Origin of the sequence: Kineococcus esterisolvens (assembly GCF_050871405.1) — a bacterium.
In the GTDB taxonomy this organism is placed as follows: domain Bacteria; phylum Actinomycetota; class Actinomycetes; order Actinomycetales; family Kineococcaceae; genus Kineococcus.
This window is the reverse complement of sequence record NZ_JBJLRI010000037.1, coordinates 1-17,623: the sequence shown is the minus strand read 5'-3', so window position 1 is coordinate 17,623 and position 17,623 is coordinate 1. Positions and strand designations below refer to the sequence as shown.

Sequence of the window (17,623 nt, the reverse complement as noted above, 5' to 3'; positions counted from 1 at the left end):
CGGCGGGCACCATCGGGTCGGACCGCCGCCACGGGGCGTGCGGACGGCGTGGCGGGACGGGGGTGCGGGCGGGTGGAGGAGCGTGCGGCGCTGCGGCGTGAGGACCCGGTGGACAGCCCCCCGCCGCGGCCGTTCGTGACGCACCCGGTGCGCGCTGACGACGCCGGGCCGGGTGGTGCGCGCGGTTGCGAGCACTGCGGCCGGTACGCGGGTGGCGGCGCCCTGGACGCCGACGTGGTGCGCGCGGTGCTGCGCAACACCACCGCACTGGTGTGCATCCTCGACGCCGAGGGGCGCATCGAGCTGTTCAACCGCGCCTGCGAGGAGCTGACGGGCTTCACCGCCGACGAGGTCGTCGGGCGCGGGGTGTGGGAGGCCCTCGTGGTCCTGCCCGAGCAGCACCGGGCCCGCTCGGACATCGAGGAGATGGCTGCCGGCCCGGCCGGCGCGGTGGCCGAGGGGACCTGGCGGGACCGCTGGGGGCGCACCCACCTGATCGCCTGGCACAACACCCCCCTGCCCGACCGCGACGGCGGTCCGCACCGCATGGTCTGCGTGGGCGTGGACATCACGGAGCAGCGCCGCGCCGAGCTGCGCCTGCACGAGCTGGCCCGCACCGACGTCCTCACCGGCGCGCTGAACCGGCGTGCGCTCTTCGAGCGGCTGCGCACCGCGCTGGAGCCCGGCGGCGACGGGTGCGGGTTGCTGTACTGCGACCTGGACGGCTTCAAGACGGTCAACGACGAGCTGGGCCACGTCGCGGGGGACCAGCTGCTGACCGAGGTGGCCCGCCGCGTGCGCGAGGCGGTGCGCCCCGGCGACCTGCTGGCCCGCCCGGGCGGCGACGAGTTCGTCGTGCTGTGCCCGGGCGTCACGCCGGCGGAGCTGGACGAGCTGGCCGGGCGCGTGCAGCGGGCCGTGGCCGCACCGTTCGAGCTGACCGGGGGCACCGGCCGGGTGGGGGTCAGCGTCGGCGCGCACCTCGCCGCCCCGGGGGCCTCGCCCGACGAGGCGCTCGGCGCCGCGGACCGGTCCATGTACGGGGTCAAGCAGGTCCGCCGCTCCGAGCGGGCGCGCCCCGCGCCGTAGGTCCCGCTCGTGCCGTGCGCTCAGCGGCCGCGGTGCGCGACCGGCCCGGGGCCCAGCAGCTCCGGGCGCGCCAGCACGACGTCCCGGAACGCCGCGGCCACCCGCGGCAGCTCCTCGTCGCGCCACACCAGCCCCACGGTCCGCGACGTGGACGGCCCGGCCAGGGGCCGTTCGACGACGTCCGGGCGCGGGTCGCCGGGCGCCGGCAGCAGCGCCACGCCCAGGCCGGCGGCGACCAGCCCCCGCACGGTGTCGGCGTCCTGCCCCTCGAACGCGACCCGCGGCACGACCCCCGCCTCGGCGAACATCGCGTCGGCGGTCTCGCGCAGCCCGTAGCCGTGCTCGAACAGCACGAAGTCCTCGCCGGCGACGTCACCCAGGGCCAGCCGGTCCCGCCCGGCGAGCGGGTGCTCGGCGGGCAGGGCCAGCACGAGGGGCTGCTCGAGCAGCGGCCGGGTGCGCCAGGCCGTCCCGCGCGGCAGGGGCGAGGTGAGCAGCAGGTCGACGTGCCCGTCGGCCAGCTGCGCCAGCAGCGTGCCGGCGGAGTCCTGGGTGAGCTGGAAGCGGGCGGCGGGGTGCTCCTGGCGGAACGCCCGCACGAGCGCCGGAACGGCCGCCGCCCCGAGGGTGTGCAGGAACCCCAGCGCGACGCGGCCGGTGTCGGGGGAGTCGTCCTCCCGCACCGCCCGCACGCCGCGCTCCACCTCGCCCAGCGCCCGCCGGGCGGCGTCGGAGAGCGCGCGCCCGGCGGCCGTCAGCCGCACCCCGCGCCCGTGCGGGACGAGCAGCGGCACGCCCACCGCGTCCTGCACGCGGGCCAGCGCACGGCTGACAGTGGGCTGCCCCAGCCGCAGCTCCTGCGCCGCACGGGTGACGTGCCCGTGGTCGGCGACGGTCACCAGCACCCGCAGCGGGCCCGCGAGGGCCTGCACCACCCCGTCGACGTCCTCCACCCCACCAGGATGCATGAGTTCTCCCCTTCCCATGCATTGGACGCATGGGAAGGGCGTTCCTACCGTCGGGACGGTGAGCGTGACCAGCCGCCCGGGCACCGTCGTGGACACCGGGCACGCCCCCGGCAGCCCCGGGCACCGCCGCGTCGTCGCAGCCCTGTTCGCCGCCGGCGTCGCCACCTTCGCCCAGCTGTACTCCGTGCAGGCGGTCCTGCCCGCGCTCGCCACCGGCCTGGACGTCACGGCCGCGCACGCCGCGCTGGGGGTGTCGGTGGCCACCGGGGCGCTGGCGGTGTCCGTGGTGGGCTGGAGCGCGCTGGCCGACCGCGTCGGCCGGGTGCCGGTGATGGCCGCCTCCGTCCTGCTCGCCACCGCGCTGGGCCTGGCGGTGCCGTGGTCGCCGGGCCTGGGCGCCCTGCTGGCGCTGCGGGCGGTGCAGGGCGCCGCCCTGGGCGGGCTGCCCGCCGTGGCGATGGCCTACCTCGCCGAGGAGCTGGCCGCCGGGCAGGTGGCCCGCGCCGCCGCCGCCTACGTCGCCGGCACCTCCCTGGGCGGGCTGGCCGGGCGGGTGGCGTCCGCCCTGGTGGCCGACCCGGCCGGCTGGCGGTGGGGCGTGGCGGCCGTCGCGGTCCTCGGGGCGCTGGCCACCGCAGCGTTCTGCGCGCTGGTCCCGCGGGCGCGGGGGTTCGTCCCCCGGCGCCGCGGCGCGACCGGCCCCCGTCTGGCGCAGCGGCTGCGCGCGGCCCTCACCGACCCCGGCCTGCTCGTCCTGTACGCGCAGGGCCTGCTCCTCATGGGCGGTTTCGTGACCGTCTACAACTACGTGGGCTTCCGGCTGCTCGCGCCGCCGTTCTCGCTGTCGCAGACGGTCGTGGGTCTGCTGTTCGTCGTCTACCTGGCCGGCACCGCCTCCTCCGCGCTGGCGGGGCGCCTGGCCTCGCGCGGTCGGCTGCCGGTGCTGCTGACCGCCACCGGCGCGTTCGCCGCCGGCTGCCTGCTGACGCTGTCGCACTCGCTGCCGGTCGTCGGCGCCGGCCTGGTCCTGCTCACGGGCGGGTTCTTCGCCGCCCACGCCGTGGCCAGCGGGTGGGTGGGGGCCAGGGCGCGGCCGGGCGTGCGGGCGCAGGCCTCCGCGCTGTACACGTTCGCCTACTACGCCGGCTCCAGCGTCGTCGGCTGGCTCGGCGGGCTCGTCCTGGGCGCCGGCGGGTGGGGGGCCGTGGTGGCCGGGGTGGTGGCCCTGGCCGGCGCCGCCGCGGTCGTCGCCGCGCTGGTGCTGCGCACCGGGCGCCCGGCGGGCAGCATGGGCGCGTGAGCGGGGGCGGGCAGGAGCTGCGGCGGTTGCGGGACCTGGTGGGACGCGGCGGCGCGGTCGTCCTGGCCGGGGCGGGCATGTCCACCGACTCCGGCATCCCCGACTACCGCGGCCCCGACGGGTCCCTGCAGCGGCACACCCCCATGACCTACCAGGAGTTCACCTCCTCCGCGGAGGGCCGGCGGCGCTACTGGGGGCGCAGCCACGTCGGCTGGGAGCACTTCCGGCGCGCGCGGCCCAACGCCGGGCACCGTGCCGTGGCCGCCCTGGGGGCCGCGGGCCTGGTCGACGGGACGATCACCCAGAACGTCGACGGCCTGGACCTGGCCGCCGGCACCCGCAACGTCGTGGAGATCCACGGCAACCTCGACCGCGTGGTCTGCCTGAACTGCTCCGAGGTCACCGACCGCGCCGAGCTGGCGGTGCGGCTGCGGGCGGCGAACCCCGGGTTCGACGAGCGGGTGCGGGAGTTCCGCGCCCTGAACCCCGACGGCGACGCCGACCTCACCGACGCCCAGCTGGAGGGTTTCCGCACCGTCCCGTGCCGCCGCTGCGGCGCCGACGCCCTCAAGGCCGACGTGGTGTTCTTCGGCGAGACGGTGCCGCGCCAGAGGGTGGAGGCCTCCTTCGCGATGGTCGACGCCGCTCGCAGCCTGCTGGTGCTGGGCTCGTCCCTGACGGTGATGTCCGGCTACCGGTTCGTGCTGCACGCCGCCAAGCGCGGCACCCCCGTCGCGATCGTGAACTCCGGCCCCACCCGCGGCGACGCCAAGGCGGACGTGCGCGTGGACGCCCCGCTCGGCCAGGTGCTGCCGGCGCTGGCCGCCGAGCTGGCCCCCGTGCGCTGAGGGGGCCGTGGTGCGCTGGTACGCGGACCTGCCCGCGGTGCGGGCCCGCCAGGTCACGGCCGACGCGGTGTGGCTGGTGCTGGTGGTGGCCTCGGTGCTGCTGGGCCGCGCCGTGAACGGTGCCGTGTCCGCGCTGGCCGCCCCTGCCCGGGGCTTCACCGGTGGGGCGCGCGACCTCGAGCGGCAGCTCGACGGCGCGGGGGAGAACGCCGCCGACCTGCCGCTCGTGGGGGACGAGCTGGCCGGGCCGCTGCAGCGGGCCGCCGACGGCGCCGCCTCGCTGGCCGCCGCCGGTCAGCAGCAGGTGGACGCCGTGACGCAGCTGGCGACGGTGCTGGGCCTGGCGAGCGCGGCGGTGCCGGTCGTGCTGGTGACGCTGCTGCGGCTGGTGCCGCGCCGGCGCTGGCAGCGCCGCGCCGACGAGACCCGCCGCCTGCTGCGCACCCCCGGCGGTGAGGAGCTGCTGGCGCTGCGGGCGCTGCACACCCGCTCGCCCGCGGAGCTCCTGGGCGTCCACCCCGAGCCGGTGCTCGCCTGGCGGCGCGGCGACCCGGCCGCGGTGCGCGCCCTGGCGGACCTGCAGCTGCGCGCGGTGGGCCTGCGCCGCCGCCCCGCCCCCGGTGACGCCGCCCCCTGACCCACAGGGGGGTCAGAGCTGCTCGCGGCGCTTCCCGATCGCCTCCAGGACCGTCTTGCGGCCCTTCCCCAGGTCCCGCTCGGCGCGCTCGGCGCGCTCCAGCGCGTCGGCGTCGTCCATGCCCCGCACCCGCTGCGCCGCTTCGGCGGCGGTGAGGTCGATGAGCTCGGCGGCCTGGCGGGCGTGCTTCGCCGCGTCGGTGTTCGCGACGTGCTGCTCCTCCCCGCGCCGCTTGCGCTCGTCGGTGGCCCGCCTCTCCTCCTCACTGAGCAGTGCCCACGCGGCGTCCGGCAGGTAGCGCTTCGTGCCGTCGGCGGTGCGGGCGTCCGCCTGTCCGTCCGCGGTGCGCCACTCCTGCTCCGTCCACTCCCGCAGGTGCTCCTGGGACCCGCTGCGCTCGCCGGGGTGGCGGTACCCGCCGCCGTGCTCCTCGTACTCGTGCTTGAGCAGCTGGCTCTTGCGCGCGCTCCACCGCCCCGGCTCGCCGCCCTTGCCGCCGGCCTTGATCCCCTCCTTGAGCCGCTCGCGCAGCTCGGGTTCCGTGTAGTCCTCGCCGTAGTCCTCCGCAGACTTCCCGCTCATGACGGGCAGGTACCCGCGCCGGGGCCCGGTGACGCGTTCAGCCCATCGTCTTCTGCCCGTCCAGCGCCTCGCGCAGCACGTCGGCGTGCCCGGCGTGCTGCGCGGTCTCGGCGATCAGGTGCAGCAGCACCCGCCGGGCCGACCAGCGCGCGCCCGGCTCGAACCACGGCGCCGGGGGCAGCTCCCGGTCCGCGTCCAGGTCCGGCAGGGCGCGCACGACCTCCTCGGTGCGGCGCGCCACGGCGTCGTAGCGCTCGAGCACGTCGGCCAGGTGCTCACCGGGCGCCAGGCTGAACCCGTCCGCCCAGGAGCCCTCGTCGTCGCCGGCGACGGCTCGCGGCCCCTCGGTGATGAACCCGGTCCAGCTCTCCTCCATCAGCGCGACGTGCTTGACCAGCCCGCCCAGGCACAGCTCGCTGACGGTGGTGCGCCGGGCGGCCTGCTCGTCGGTGAGGTCGCGGACGGTGAACCGCAGGAACCCGCGGTGCAGCGCCAGGGTGCTCAGCAGGTCCTCGACCTCGCGGGTCGCGGTGGGGGTCGAGGCGGTGGTGGGGGTGTTCGTCGTCGTGGTCATGCCTCCACACTCGCGGTCGAAGGTGCCAGTTCCTGACCGCTTCCCCGACGAGTTCGGGCGGATCCCGGGAGGACCCGTGTCCACCAGCGCCCGCACCCTGCAGCTGCTCTCCCTGCTGCAGTCGCACCGCCTCGTCGCCGGCGCCGAGCTGGCGGCCCGGCTGGAGGTGTCGCTGCGCACGCTGCGCCGCGACGTCGACCGCCTGCGCGAGCTGGGCTACCCGGTGCAGGCGCACCGCGGCGGCGCGGGCGGGTACCGGCTGCTGCCGGGGGCGAGCCTGCCGCCGCTCGTGCTGGACGACGACGAGGCCGTCGCCCTGGTGGTGGGCCTGCAGGCGGCCGCGGACAGCGCCGTGGCCGGTACCGCGGAGGCGTCGGTGCGGGCGCTGGCGAAGGTCACCGCCGTGCTGCCGACCCGGTTGCGCCGCCGCACCGACGCGCTGGGGGAGGCGAGCGTGCCGGTGCGCTGGGGCGAGCCGGTCGCCGGCGTCGACCCGGCGGTCCTCACGGCGCTGGCACAGGCGTGCCGGGCCCGCGAGCGCGTGGGGTTCGAGCACACCGGGGCGTCCGGCGACCCGGCGCGGCGCTGCGCCGACCCGCACCGGCTCGTGCGCACGGACCCGCACTGGTACCTGCTCGCGCACGACGTGGACCGCCACGACTGGCGGGTCTTCCGCCTGGACCGGGTCCGCGACGTGCGGCCCACCGGGCGCGCGTTCGCCCCGCGCGAGGTCCCCGGCGGGGACGCGGCGGAGTTCGTGCGCCGCCGCTTCAGCGGCGCCTCCCCCCACCACGAGGTGCGTGCCCTCGTGCAGGCACCGGCCGCCGTCGTCCGCCGGTCCGTCGGCCGGTGGGGTCGCGTGGAGGAGGCGGGCCCGGACCGCTGCGAGCTGCGCGTGACGACGGGGTCGCTGGACTGGGCGGCGTTCGCGCTGCTGCGCACCGGTGCCCCCTTCGAGGTCCTCCAGCCGCCGGAGCTGCGCGAGCACCTCGCGGCCTGGGGGGCCCGGCTGTCCGGCGGGGCCGCACCCGCCGGGCGCTAGCCTCGGGGCGTGACGAGCGCGACGGCCGCCAGCGGGTCCCCGACCACCACGTACGTCGTGGTCGACGGGGAGAACATCGACGCCACCCTGGGGGCGTCGATCCTCGAGGGGCGCCCGGCCCCCGAGCAGCGCCCCCGCTGGGAGCGCCTGCTGGACTTCGCCCGCACCACCCACCAGCAGCCCGCCAAGGGCCTGTTCTTCCTCAACGCCTCCTCCGGGTACCTGCCGATGTCCTTCGTGCAGGCGCTGCTGGCGCTGGGCTACCAGCCGATCCCGCTGTCCGGCGGGCCGGGGGAGAAGGTCGTCGACATCGGCATCCAGCGCACGCTGGAGGCGCTGGCCGGCCGCGAGGGCGACGTGCTCCTGGCCAGCCACGACGGCGACTTCCTGCCGCAGATCGACGCCCTGCTGGACGGCACCCGCCGCGTGGGCCTGTTCGCGTTCCGCGAGTTCGTCAACAACCAGTACGCCGCCCTGTCCGAGCGCGGCCTGAAGGTCTACGACCTCGAGGACGACGTCCGCGCCTTCAACGTGGTCCTGCCGCGGGTGCGGATCATCTCCCTCGCCGACTTCGACCCGCTGCGCTACCTCTGAACCCCTCCCGCTTGCCGTTCCGGCACGAACGCTCGACCCCGCGGCCACCCCGGGGCGAACGTTCGCGGCGGAGGTGGTCCACGTGGTGGAGCAGGGAGTCCGGGACGGTCTGGACGTGGTGGTCGTCGGCGGTGGCCCCGCCGGCCTGAGCGGGGCGGTGGCGCTGGCGCGCTCGCGCCGCAGGGTGGTCGTGGTGGACGCGGGCGAACCGCGCAACGCCCCCGCGGAGGGGGCGCACAACGTCCTCGGCCGCGAGGGGGTCCCCCCGCGCGAGCTGCTGGCGGCCGGGCGGCGTGAGCTCGCCGGCTACGGCGGCCTCGTCGTGGACGGCGAGGTCGCCTCCGCGCGGCGCCTGCCCGCCGGGCGGGGGGACGCGCGGTTCGAGGTCGTCCTCGCCGACGGGCGCGCCCTGCGCTCGCGCGCGCTGCTGGTGACCACCGGCGCCGTCGACGAGCTGCCCGACGTGCCGGGCCTGGCCGGTCGGTGGGGCCGCGACGTCGTGCACTGCCCGTACTGCCACGGCTGGGAGGTGCGCGAGCAGCCGATCGCCGTCCTGGCCACCGTCCCGCTGTCCTTCCACCAGGCGCTGCTGTGGCGCCGGCTCAGCGACGACGTCACCGTCGTCCTGCACGGCGCCGAGCCGTCGGGCGAGCAGTGGGAGCAGTTCGCCGCGCTGGGCGTCGAGGTCGTCGAGGGTCCGGCCGCCGGCCTGCGCGTGGAGGGTGACGCCCTCACCGGCGTGGTCCTGGCCGGCGGCCACGTGGTGCCCGCCCGGGCGCTGGCCGTGGCCTCGCGCCCGGTCGTGCGCGCGGGGTTCCTCGCCGGGCTGGGCCTGGAGCCGGTGCCGGTGGAGGTGATGGGGACGGTCGCGGGCAGCGCACTGCCGGCCGGGCCCGCCGGGGCCACGGACGTGCCGGGGCTGCGGGTCGCGGGCAACGTCGCCGACCCGATGGCCCAGGTGGGCTCCTCGGCCGCGGCCGGTGTCACCGCGGGCGCGGCCCTGAACGCCGACCTCGTCACCGAGGACGCCGCGCGCGCCGTCGCGGCCCGCCGTGCCCGCGCGTCGGCGGGCACCGGGTCCACCGGGCCCGCCGGGGTGTTCGCCCCCCGTTCGGAGGCGGACGCCGCCCGGCGCGTCCCGGGCGGGCGGGTCCACGGGCTCTGAGGGGCGCCCCGGCGGCCGGGGGGGGGGGTGGGGGGCGGTCAGCCCTTCGAGGGGGCGGCGGCCGCGGGGGTCGTGCGCCGCGATCGCGCGGGGACGCCGAGGCGGCCGGTGCGCTGCACCCAGCGCTCGAACACGACGGTGCCGAACGGCGGGACACCGGCGGCGAGGCCGATCAGCACGACCCACCAGCGCCACTTCAGCACCAGGCCGGCCCACGCGGTCGAGGCCAGGTACACGACGAACCCGACGCCGTGGACCATCCCGACGACGGGGACCCCACCCTCGTGCGGCGCGTCGACGACGCGCTTGAGGAACATCGCGATCAGCAGGGCGGTCCACGACACCGCCTCCACGAACGCGATGACGCGGAACCAGCGGGCGGCGACGGGCACGGGTCTCCTCCTCGGCGACGGGGTCGTCGCTCAAGTCTGACGCGTCGTAGGAGGTGCCGGTGCCACCCCGGCCGTGGCATCGGTCACCCCGGCCCCTCCCCGCGCGGGGTGCGGTCCGCCGGGCGCCTGCCTAGCGTGAGGGCGTGACGGACCTCCCCCTGCCCCCCGACAGCACCGTGCCCGCCGCCCGGGCCCGCATCAGCCTGTGGGGCGGTGCCCCCTGGGCCGACCCCGCCCGCCGCGACGAGGCCCGCGAGGCGGCCCGCGAGGTGGAGGCCCTGGGGTACTCCCGCATCTGGCTGTCCGGCGGTTTCGACCCGGGCCTGCACCCGGTCTTCGGCGAGCTGCTGGACGCCACCGAGGAGATCGGCGTGGCCAGCGGCATCGTCAGCGTCTACGCGGCCACCCCCGAGCAGACGCGGGAGGGCTTCGCCGACCTGGAGCGCCGCCACCCGGGCCGGTTCCTGCTGGGGCTGGGCAACAGCCACGCCGTGGTCGTGGAGGGTTCCGGCCAGGACTACGCGAAGCCGTACTCGCGCACCGTGGAGCACCTCGACGCGCTGGACGCCGGCGGGGGCGTGCCGCGCGAACGGCGGGCGCTGGCCGCGCTGGGCCCGCGGATGCTGCGCCTGGCGCGCGACCGCTCCCTGGGGGCGCACCCGTACTTCACGACCCCCGCGCACACGACGTTCGCGCGCGGGGTGCTGGGGCGGGGGGTGCTGCTGGCACCGGAGGTCGCGGTCGTCCTGGAGGAGGACCCGGCGAAGGCCCGCGCGGTCGCCCGCCGCTACGCCACCGGGTACCTGGCGCTGCCGAACTACACGAACAACCTGCGCCGCTTCGGCTACGACGACGAGGACTTCGCCGACGGAGGCAGCGAGCGCCTGGTCGACGAGCTGATCCCGTGGGGCGACACCGCCACCGTCGTGGCGGGCATCGCCCGGCACGTGGACGCCGGCGCCGACGAGGTCGCCGTGCAGGTGCTCACCGCGTCCGGGCAGGACTTCCCGCTGGAGCAGTGGGGCGAGCTGGCCCGCGCGCTCCTCGGCTGAGGCGGCCCGGCCGGGGCGGGCCGCCGCCGTCAGTCGTGCGTGGCGGTCTCGTGGCCGCCGTGCCCGGCGGGCTCCAGCTGGAACGTGGCGTGCTCCACGGCGACGGGGAAGTGCTCGGCCACGCACGCCTGCAGCTGGTCCAGGATCTCGGGGGCGTGCCCGTCGTGGAAGCAGGTGTCGTCCAGGACGACGTGCGCGGACAGCACCGGCAGGCCGGAGGTGATCTGGCTGGCGTGCAGGTCGTGCACGGCCTGCACGTGCGGCAGTTCCAGCAGGTGGCGGCGCACGTCGTCGAGGTCGAGGCCCGGGGGCACGGCCTCCAGCAGCACGCTGGTGGTCTCCCGCAGCAGCTTGAGCGTGCGCGGCACGATGAGCACCCCGATGAGGATGGATACGACGGCGTCGGCGCGCGTCCACCCGGTGAGGGCGATGACGGCGGCGGCCACGAGGACGGCCACCGAGCCCAGCGCGTCGTTGACGACCTCCAGCACGGCCGCGCGGACGTTGACGTTGCCGGCGCCCTCGCCGCGCAGCAGCAGCGCCAGGGCGGCGAGGTTGCCCAGCAGGCCGACGGCGCCGAAGACGAGCATCGCGGTGGAGGCGACCTCGGGCGGTTCCCGCAGGCGCCGCACGCCCTCGACGAGGACGAACGCGCCGACGGCCAGGAGCGCTGCGGCCTGCAGCGTCGCGGCGAGCACCTCGGCGCGCCGGTAGCCCCAGGTGCGCCGGGGGGTGGCGGGCCGGGTGGCGAGGGTGGCGGCGATGAGGGCGATGACGAGGCCGGCGACGTCGGTGAGGACGTGCCCGGCGTCGGCGAGCAGGGCGAGGCTGCCGGACACCCACGCGCCGACGGCCTCGGCGACGAGGACCGCGGCCGTGATGACGAGCGCCCCGGCCAGCCGCCGCCGGTCCTGCCCGCCGTGCCCGTGGCCGTGGCCGTGCCCGTGCCCGTGGGGGTGCGCGGGGCTCACGGCGCCACCTCGTGCGGGTCGGGCGCGGCGCACAGCGACCCCTCGACGGCGAGGACCACCCCGACCAGGTCGCCGAGGGCGTGCCGCAGGCGGGGGTCGGCCAGTTCGTAGCGGACCCGGCGTCCCTCCGGCTCGGAGACGACCAGCCCGCAGCCGCGCAGGCACGCCAGGTGGTTGGACAGGCTCTGCCGCGACACCCCGAGGGTCGCGGCGAGCTCGGCGGGGTAACCGGGGGCCTCGCGCAGGGCGAGCAGCAGCCGTGCCCGGGTCGGGTCGGACAGCGCGTGCCCGAAGCGGGCGAGGACGTCCGCGGGGGTGCTGGTCACCTCCCCGACGGTACACGCCGGGGTGTACCGATGTCGGCGGCCGGTGCCCGGGCGCGGATCGGGCGGCCGTGCAGGCCCGGCGCGGCCCAGCCGGTCAGCCCAGCCGGTCGGCCTGCTCGTCGAGTTCGTCGACCGACAGCGCCGGGCGGCCACCCAGGCGCTGCACCGTCGAGCCGGCCGCGGCCGTCGCCCACCGCACGGCCCGTTCGACGTCCTCCCCGCGCAGCAGCGCCACCGCCAGCGCCGCGGTGAAGGAGTCACCACCCCCGGTGGGGTCCGCGACGTCCACCCCGGTCAGCGGCACGAGCTCACCGCCGCCCTCCCAGGCCGCGGCGTTGCCGGCGGGTCCCGCCTCCAGCACCACGAGCCGCGGTCCGCGCCCGACGAGCTCGCGGGCCCCGGCCAGCACGGCGTCCGGACCGTCCAGTTCCCGGCCCAGGAGCAGTTCCGCCTCCCGGGCGTCGGCGCGCAGCACCGTCGCCGTGGCGAGCACCTGCTCGCGCAGCCCCTCCTCGCGCGCCGCTCCGTCGACGACGACGAAGCGCCCGGCGTCGCGGGCGATCGTCAGCGCCGCCGAGACCGCCGTCCCCGGTTGCTGGAGCTGCACGAGCACGGCGGCCGAGCGCCGCAGGAGCCCGGAGGCGGCCTGCACGTCGGCGGCGGTCAGCAGCACCTCGTCCGGCACGGCCTCCAGCAGGCGGCGCTCACCGCCGGCGACGACGTCCACCAGCAGCGCCGTGGTCGCGCCCGCGCGCCGCACGACGGCCCGGACGTCCAGCCCGTCGCGACGGGCCTGCGCCAGGACCGCCTCGCCGGCCGGGTCGTCGCCGACCACCCCGACGACCGCGGCGCTCATCCCGAGCTGCGCGACGGCCACGGCCTGGTTGGCCCCCTTGCCGCCGAGGACCTCCTGCCGCTCGCGCACGGTGGCGGAGCCGCCCGCGCCGGGCAGTCCGTCCACGGCGAGCACGAGGTCGCGCGCCACCTGGCCCACGACGACCACGACGCCCTCGACGATCCCGGTGGCGGCACGCTGCGGAGTCACGGTGCGCAGCGTCGCAGCGCCTGCTGCACCGCGCACTCCGTGCTCAGGCCGGCGGCTCCTCCAGGCACAGGCAGAAGGGGTGGCCGCTGGGGTCGGCGTAGACGCGGAAGCCGAGGTGGTCGCGGCCCGCGTCGAGGACGGTGGCACCCAGGGCGAGGGCCCGAGCCTCCGGCTCGGCGTAGTCGTGCACGTGCAGGTCGAGGTGCAACTGCTGCTGCACGTCACCTCCGGGCCAGGTGGGGCGCGGCAGGTCGGGCGCCCGCTGGAACCCCAGCGCGGTTCCGCCCTCGCCGCGCACCGTCACCCAGTCGTCGGAGGTGTCGCCGGGGTCCAGCTGCCAGCCGAGCAGCTGCGCGTAGAACTCCGCCAGCCCCCGCGGGTCCGGGGTGTCCAGCACCACCATCCCCAGCCGCACCGCCGCGCGTCCCGCGGTCGTCGTCCCGGTCGTCCCGCTCACCGCGTCCCCCTGCCTCCTCGTCGGGTGGTCGGTCCTCCGCCGCACCTCACGTCCTCACTCGCCGTCGGCGAGCACGAAGGGGTGCACCTGCGCGGCACCGGCTCGGCGCAGCTCGCGGGCGGCGACGGCCAGCGTCCACCCCGTGCGGGTGCGGTCGTCGACCAGCAGCACGGTGCGCCCCTCGACGGCCGCGTCCGGCGGCAGCCGGAACCGGTCGGCGACCTGCGCCAGCCGGTGCGGGGAGTTCACGTCGCTGCGGGTGGGGCCGGCGTCGGGCCGCAGCACGAACGTCGCCAGCAGCGGCAGCCCCGTGTAGCGCGACAGCCCTTCGGCGAGGTGGGCGACCAGCTGCGGCCGCGACGCCGAGCACATCGCCACGACGCCGTCCAGCCCCAGCTCGCGCGCCCAGTCGTCCAGCACCGCGGCGGCCGCGCGCCGCAGCGGCACCGGCGTCTCCTGGTCGGGGGAGGTGGCGGCGAACAGCTCGCGCACGGCCGCGCCCCACCCGAGGTCGGTGGTGCGCGCCACCGACCTCCCCTCGCCGGCTCGCTCGGCGGGCGCGATCTTCCCCGTCAGCGGCACGCCCAGGGCCGCCATGCCGCTGGGCCACTGCTTCTTCGGCTCCAACGGCACGCCGGGCCGGGTCAGGTCGGTGCCGGCCTGCCGGACCGCGTCCTCGTCCACGTCGCGGGGGACGTCGAAGCCGCCGCAGTTGTCGCAGCGTCCGCAGGGGGCGGCTTCCGGGTCGTCCAGGGCCCGGCGCAGGAACTCCAGCCGGCACCCCTCGGTGGCCTGGTAGTCCAGCATCGCCCGCTGCTCGACCTCGCGAGCCCGCGCGACGCGCTCGTAGCGCTCGGCGTCGTAGCTCCACGGCCGGCCGGTGGCCTCCCAGCCCCCGCGCACGCGGCGCACCGCGCCGTCCACGTCCAGGACCTTGAGCATCATCTCCAGGCGGTTGCGCCGCAGCGCCACCCGCGCCTCCAGCGCCGGGGTGGACAGGGTCCCGCCGGCCTCGGCGAGCGCGTCCAGCGCCCGGCGCACGTCCTCCTCGCCGGGGAAGCCGATCGAGGCGAAGTGCCGCCACACGTCGCGGTCCTCCGCCCCCGGCAGCAGGACCACCTCGGCGCTGTCGATGCCGCGCCCGGCGCGGCCGACCTGCTGGTAGTAGGCGATGGGCGAGGACGGGGCCCCCAGGTGCACGACGAACCCCAGGTCGGGCTTGTCGAAGCCCATGCCCAGCGCGCTGGTCGCCACGAGCACCTTGATCCGGTCGTGCACGAGGTCGTCCTCGGCCTGCAGCCGCTCGGCCGGGTCGGTCTGCCCGGTGTACGCGACGGCCTCGACGCCGTGCGCGCGCAGGTGCCCGGCGACGTCCGCGGCCGCGGAGACGGTGAGCACGTACACGATGCCCGAGCCGGGCAGCTGCGGCAGGTGCTGCACCAGCCACGCCAGGCGGTGCGCGTGGCTGGGCAGGCGCAGCACGGCCAGCCGCAGCGACTCCCGGTCCAGCGACCCGCGCAGCACGAGGACGTCCTCCAGCGTGCGGGTGCCCGTCACCGACAGCTGCTCGGCGACGTCGGCGGTGACGCGCTCGTTGGCGGTGGCCGTGGTCGCCAGCACGGGGATGCCCGCCGGCAGGTCCGCCAGCAGCGTGCGGATGCGGCGGTAGTCGGGTCGGAAGTCGTGACCCCAGTCGGACACGCAGTGCGCCTCGTCCACGACCAGCAGGCCGGTGGTGGCGGCCAGCGGCGGCAGCACCTCGTCGCGGAAGCCGGGGTTGTTCAGGCGCTCGGGGGAGACGAGGAGCACGTCGACGGCGCCGGCGCGCACGTCCTCGTAGACGCGCCCCCACTCCTCGGCGTTGGTGGAGTTCACCGTCACGGCACGCACACCGGCCCGCTCGGCTGCGGCGATCTGGTTGCGCATGAGCGCCAGCAGCGGCGACACGATCACCGTGGGCCCGGCCCCGCGGGCCCGCAGCAGCGCGGTGGCCACGAAGTACACCGCCGACTTGCCCCAGCCGGTGCGCTGCACCACCAGCGCGCGACGGCGGTCGGCGACGAGCGCCTCGATCGCGGTCCACTGGTCCTCGCGCAGCTGCGCGGAGGGGTCGCCGACGAGGCGGCGCAGCACCTCCTCGGCCTCCGCGCGCAGCGCGCTCGCGCCCTGCGCGGCGTCGGGGACGGTGGGGGACGAGGTGGGTGCCGGCACGAGCAGGATGCTGCCAGCCCCCTCCGACACGGGGCGCCCCCGAGCCGCCGGGCAGCGGGTACCTGTGCCACGGGGCGGCCGGGGGCCTGAGAGGCTGTGGACATGCGCGTCGACCACGTCGGCTACGCCGCCGGTCCCGAAGGCCTGCAGGCCACCGCCCGGCGGCTCGCCTCCCTGCTGGGCGTCCGCGTCGTCGACGGCGGCCCTCACCCGCGCTTCGGCACCCGGAACGTCGTCCTGCCGCTGTCCGAGGGCGCCTACGTCGAGGTCGTGGAGGTCCTGGACCACCCCGTCGCGGAGAAGGCCGTCTTCGGACAGGCGGTGCGGACCCGCTCCGAGGCCGGCGGCGGTTGGTTCACCTGGGCGGTCACCGTGGACGACCTGGCGGCGTACGAGCAGCGCCTGGGCGAGGCGGCCGAGCAGGGCGTGCGCCGCCGGCCCGACGGCGTGGAGCTGCGCTGGCGCCAGATCGGCGCCCCGGGCCTGCGCGAGGACCCCCAGCTGCCCCTGCTCATCGAGTGGGCGGGGCCCCTCACGCAGCACCCCTCCGCGATCGCCCTGGCGGGTGGCACCCGCCTGGCCGGGTTGACGATCGCGGGCGATCCCGACCGCGTGCGGACCTGGATGGGCCTGCCGCCGGAGTTCGTCAGCGGGCGGATCGCCTTCACGTGGCTCGACGCGGACTCGGACGGCCAGCCCGGGCTGCGCGCGGTGACGTTCGAGACGTCCCGCGGCGTCGTCCAGGTCTGACCCCGTGCTCGACCCGTTGCCCGACTGGGCACCCTCGCTGACGGCGTCGGCCGTCGCCCTGCTCGTCGTGGACCTCGTGGTCCGGCTCACCGCCATCGCCGTCGTGCCGGTCAACAGGCGCCCCAGCTCGGCGCTCGCCTGGCTGCTGGCGATCTTCTTCATCCCCTACCTCGGGGTGCTGGCGTTCCTGCTCATCGGCAACCCGAAGCTGCCGCGGGCACGGCGGCGCAAGCAGCGCGAGATCAACCAGCTGATCCTCGACTCAACGCGCGGCCTGGACCAGGTGAGCACCTGTGCGTCGTGGCCGCCGTGGCTGCCCGGGATCGTGGAGCTGAACCGCAACCTGGGCTCGATGTCACTGGTGGGGGGCAACACCGCCGAGCTGTTCGGGGAGTACGACGAGTCGATCCGGGCCATGGCCCGCACGGTGGACACCGCCGCCACCTACGTCCACGTCGAGTTCTACATCATGACCCTGGACCCGACGAGCGCGCCGTTCTTCGAGGCGCTGCGGCGGGCGGCGCAGCGGGGGGTGCGCGTCCGGGTGCTCCTGGACCACCTGGGCGCCATCCGCTACCCCGGCTACCGCCGCACGATCCGCTTCCTGGAGGGGGCCGGCATCGAGTGGCACCCCATGCTGCCGGTGCAGCTGCACAAGCTGAAGTACCAGCGCCCGGACCTGCGCAACCACCGCAAGCTGCTGGTGGTGGACGGCGACGTCGCCTGGATCGGCTCGCAGAACGTCCTGGACCGCAGCTACAACAAGCGGGCCAACATCCGCCGCGGCCTGCAGTGGCAGGACCTCATGGTGCGACTGGAGGGCCCGGTGGTCTCGGGGGTGGACGCCATCTTCACCACCGACTGGTACTCGGAGACGGACGAGCTGCTGGAGTCGGAGCGGCCCGAGGTGTCGCCGGGGAAGACACCCGGCCGGCTGGAGTGCCAGGTGGTGCCCAGCGGCCCGGGCTTCGAGGGGGAGAACAACCTCAAGCTGTTCAACGCGCTGCTCTACTCGGCGCAGCGGCGCATCTCCATCACGAGCCCCTACTTCGTCCCCGACGAGTCGATGCTCAACGCGATCACCACGGCCGCCGAGCGCGGCGTCGAGGTCGAGCTGTTCGTCTCCGAGCACGGCGACCAGGCCCTGGTGCACTACGCGGAGTGCTCGTACTACGAGAACCTGCTGCGGGCCGGCGTGCGCATCCACCGCTACCCGGCCCCGTACGTCCTGCACGCGAAGCACATGACGGTGGACGAGGACGTCGCGGTGATCGGCTCCTCCAACATGGACATGCGCTCCTTCCTGCTGGACATGGAGCTGACCCTCATGGTGTGCGGGCGCGACTTCGTGGCCGACCTGCGCCGCGTCGAGGACGGCTACCGGGAGCGCTGCACCGAGCTGACGCTGCAGCAGTGGATGGCCCGCGGCCGCGGTCACGTGATCAAGGAAAACCTGGCCCGGCTGACGTCGGCGCTGCAGTGATCACGGGCCCCCGGCCGACCTGGCTGCGATTTGACCGGGTGGTGGGGTGTCGTTAACGTGGTGGTCACACCGCGCGGCGGGGAGGAACGGACGGGTGACCGGCCGGTCCCTTGCTGGTGGGTGTCGGGGCGTTGGTC

19 protein-coding genes are annotated in these 17,623 nt (G+C 76.7%); 10 read left to right on the top strand and 9 right to left on the bottom strand.

The genetic code is table 11. The annotated features are described in order from the left end of the window. The first annotated feature begins 72 nt into the window (after positions 1-72). Positions 73-1,089: a sensor domain-containing diguanylate cyclase gene (locus tag ACRYR8_RS12675; RefSeq protein WP_432484904.1), complete on the top strand. Its 1,017-nt coding sequence runs from the start codon at positions 73-75 to the stop codon at positions 1,087-1,089. A 20-nt stretch (positions 1,090-1,109) separates the two neighbouring features. Here the strand turns inward: ACRYR8_RS12675 and ACRYR8_RS12670 are convergent, their stop codons facing one another. Continuing rightward, positions 1,110-2,042, bottom strand: coding sequence for a LysR family transcriptional regulator (locus ACRYR8_RS12670; protein WP_432484903.1), 933 nt, complete (start codon positions 2,040-2,042; stop codon positions 1,110-1,112). 73 nt (positions 2,043-2,115) lie between these two features. On the opposite strand from ACRYR8_RS12670, the gene ACRYR8_RS12665 reads away from it, so the two are divergent. From ACRYR8_RS12665 to ACRYR8_RS12655, 3 genes are read left to right on the top strand one after another with little or no spacing between them, the layout of a single operon-like run. Continuing rightward, positions 2,116-3,357, top strand: coding sequence for an MFS transporter (locus tag ACRYR8_RS12665; protein WP_432484902.1), 1,242 nt, complete (start codon positions 2,116-2,118; stop codon positions 3,355-3,357). Beyond that, positions 3,354-4,205, top strand: coding sequence for an NAD-dependent protein deacetylase (locus tag ACRYR8_RS12660; RefSeq protein ID WP_432484901.1), 852 nt, complete (start codon positions 3,354-3,356; stop codon positions 4,203-4,205). The genes ACRYR8_RS12665 and ACRYR8_RS12660 overlap by 4 nt, the downstream gene beginning before the upstream one ends. 10 nt (positions 4,206-4,215) lie before the next feature. Beyond that, positions 4,216-4,842 (top strand): hypothetical protein, encoded by a 627-nt coding sequence (locus ACRYR8_RS12655; protein ID WP_432484900.1) that lies wholly within the window; start codon positions 4,216-4,218, stop codon positions 4,840-4,842. Positions 4,843-4,854: 12 nt separating this feature from the next. Here the strand turns inward: ACRYR8_RS12655 and ACRYR8_RS12650 are convergent, their stop codons facing one another. Continuing rightward, positions 4,855-5,424 (bottom strand): hypothetical protein, encoded by a 570-nt coding sequence (locus ACRYR8_RS12650; protein WP_432484899.1) that lies wholly within the window; start codon positions 5,422-5,424, stop codon positions 4,855-4,857. 37 nt (positions 5,425-5,461) lie between these two features. Beyond that, the gene (locus ACRYR8_RS12645) at positions 5,462-5,998 is read right to left on the bottom strand and encodes a DinB family protein (RefSeq protein WP_432484898.1); all 537 of its coding nucleotides are present in this window, start codon (positions 5,996-5,998) and stop codon (positions 5,462-5,464) included. A gap of 76 nt (positions 5,999-6,074) precedes the next feature. On the opposite strand from ACRYR8_RS12645, the gene ACRYR8_RS12640 reads away from it, so the two are divergent. The 3 genes from ACRYR8_RS12640 (at position 6,075) to ACRYR8_RS12630 (ending at position 8,799) form a co-directional block, all read left to right on the top strand. After that, entirely contained in the window at positions 6,075-7,040 is a 966-nt protein-coding gene (locus tag ACRYR8_RS12640) for a helix-turn-helix transcriptional regulator (RefSeq protein ID WP_432484897.1), read from the top strand. Positions 7,041-7,049: 9 nt separating this feature from the next. Next, positions 7,050-7,634 carry an NYN domain-containing protein gene (locus ACRYR8_RS12635; protein ID WP_432484896.1) on the top strand — a complete coding sequence of 195 codons (585 nt, stop codon included), beginning with the start codon at positions 7,050-7,052 and terminating at the stop codon, positions 7,632-7,634. An 85-nt stretch (positions 7,635-7,719) separates the two neighbouring features. After that, positions 7,720-8,799, top strand: coding sequence for an NAD(P)/FAD-dependent oxidoreductase (locus ACRYR8_RS12630; protein WP_432484931.1), 1,080 nt, complete (start codon positions 7,720-7,722; stop codon positions 8,797-8,799). Between the two features lie 38 nt (positions 8,800-8,837). Here ACRYR8_RS12630 and ACRYR8_RS12625 read toward each other — a convergent pair whose 3' ends face one another. Further along, positions 8,838-9,191 (bottom strand): DUF3817 domain-containing protein, encoded by a 354-nt coding sequence (locus ACRYR8_RS12625; RefSeq protein ID WP_432484895.1) that lies wholly within the window; start codon positions 9,189-9,191, stop codon positions 8,838-8,840. 143 nt (positions 9,192-9,334) lie between these two features. Between ACRYR8_RS12625 and ACRYR8_RS12620 the strand changes: the two genes are divergently transcribed. Beyond that, positions 9,335-10,243: a TIGR03620 family F420-dependent LLM class oxidoreductase gene (locus tag ACRYR8_RS12620; RefSeq protein ID WP_432484894.1), complete on the top strand. Its 909-nt coding sequence runs from the start codon at positions 9,335-9,337 to the stop codon at positions 10,241-10,243. Positions 10,244-10,272: 29 nt separating this feature from the next. Here the strand turns inward: ACRYR8_RS12620 and ACRYR8_RS12615 are convergent, their stop codons facing one another. The 5 genes from ACRYR8_RS12615 to ACRYR8_RS12595 form a co-directional block, all read right to left on the bottom strand. Then, positions 10,273-11,214, bottom strand: coding sequence for a cation diffusion facilitator family transporter (locus ACRYR8_RS12615; protein WP_432484893.1), 942 nt, complete (start codon positions 11,212-11,214; stop codon positions 10,273-10,275). Then, positions 11,211-11,540, bottom strand: a complete 330-nt coding sequence (locus ACRYR8_RS12610) for an ArsR/SmtB family transcription factor (RefSeq protein ID WP_432484892.1) — start codon at positions 11,538-11,540, stop codon at positions 11,211-11,213. The genes ACRYR8_RS12615 and ACRYR8_RS12610 overlap by 4 nt, the downstream gene beginning before the upstream one ends. Positions 11,541-11,634: 94 nt before the next feature. Next, positions 11,635-12,585 (bottom strand): PfkB family carbohydrate kinase, encoded by a 951-nt coding sequence (locus ACRYR8_RS12605; protein WP_432484891.1) that lies wholly within the window; start codon positions 12,583-12,585, stop codon positions 11,635-11,637. A gap of 43 nt (positions 12,586-12,628) precedes the next feature. After that, complete coding sequence (locus tag ACRYR8_RS12600) at positions 12,629-12,988, bottom strand: VOC family protein (RefSeq protein ID WP_432484930.1); 360 nt, start codon at positions 12,986-12,988, stop codon at positions 12,629-12,631. Between the two features lie 108 nt (positions 12,989-13,096). Continuing rightward, the gene (locus tag ACRYR8_RS12595; RefSeq protein ID WP_432484890.1) at positions 13,097-15,253 is read right to left on the bottom strand and encodes a RecQ family ATP-dependent DNA helicase; all 2,157 of its coding nucleotides are present in this window, start codon (positions 15,251-15,253) and stop codon (positions 13,097-13,099) included. A gap of 102 nt (positions 15,254-15,355) precedes the next feature. Between ACRYR8_RS12595 and ACRYR8_RS12590 the strand changes: the two genes are divergently transcribed. Together ACRYR8_RS12590 and cls are read left to right on the top strand one after the other, a co-directional pair. Next, positions 15,356-16,003 carry a VOC family protein gene (locus ACRYR8_RS12590; RefSeq protein ID WP_432484889.1) on the top strand — a complete coding sequence of 216 codons (648 nt, stop codon included), beginning with the start codon at positions 15,356-15,358 and terminating at the stop codon, positions 16,001-16,003. Between the two features lie 4 nt (positions 16,004-16,007). Further along, positions 16,008-17,486 (top strand): cardiolipin synthase, encoded by a 1,479-nt coding sequence (cls, locus tag ACRYR8_RS12585; protein ID WP_432484888.1) that lies wholly within the window; start codon positions 16,008-16,010, stop codon positions 17,484-17,486. The last annotated feature ends 137 nt before the right edge of the window (positions 17,487-17,623 follow it).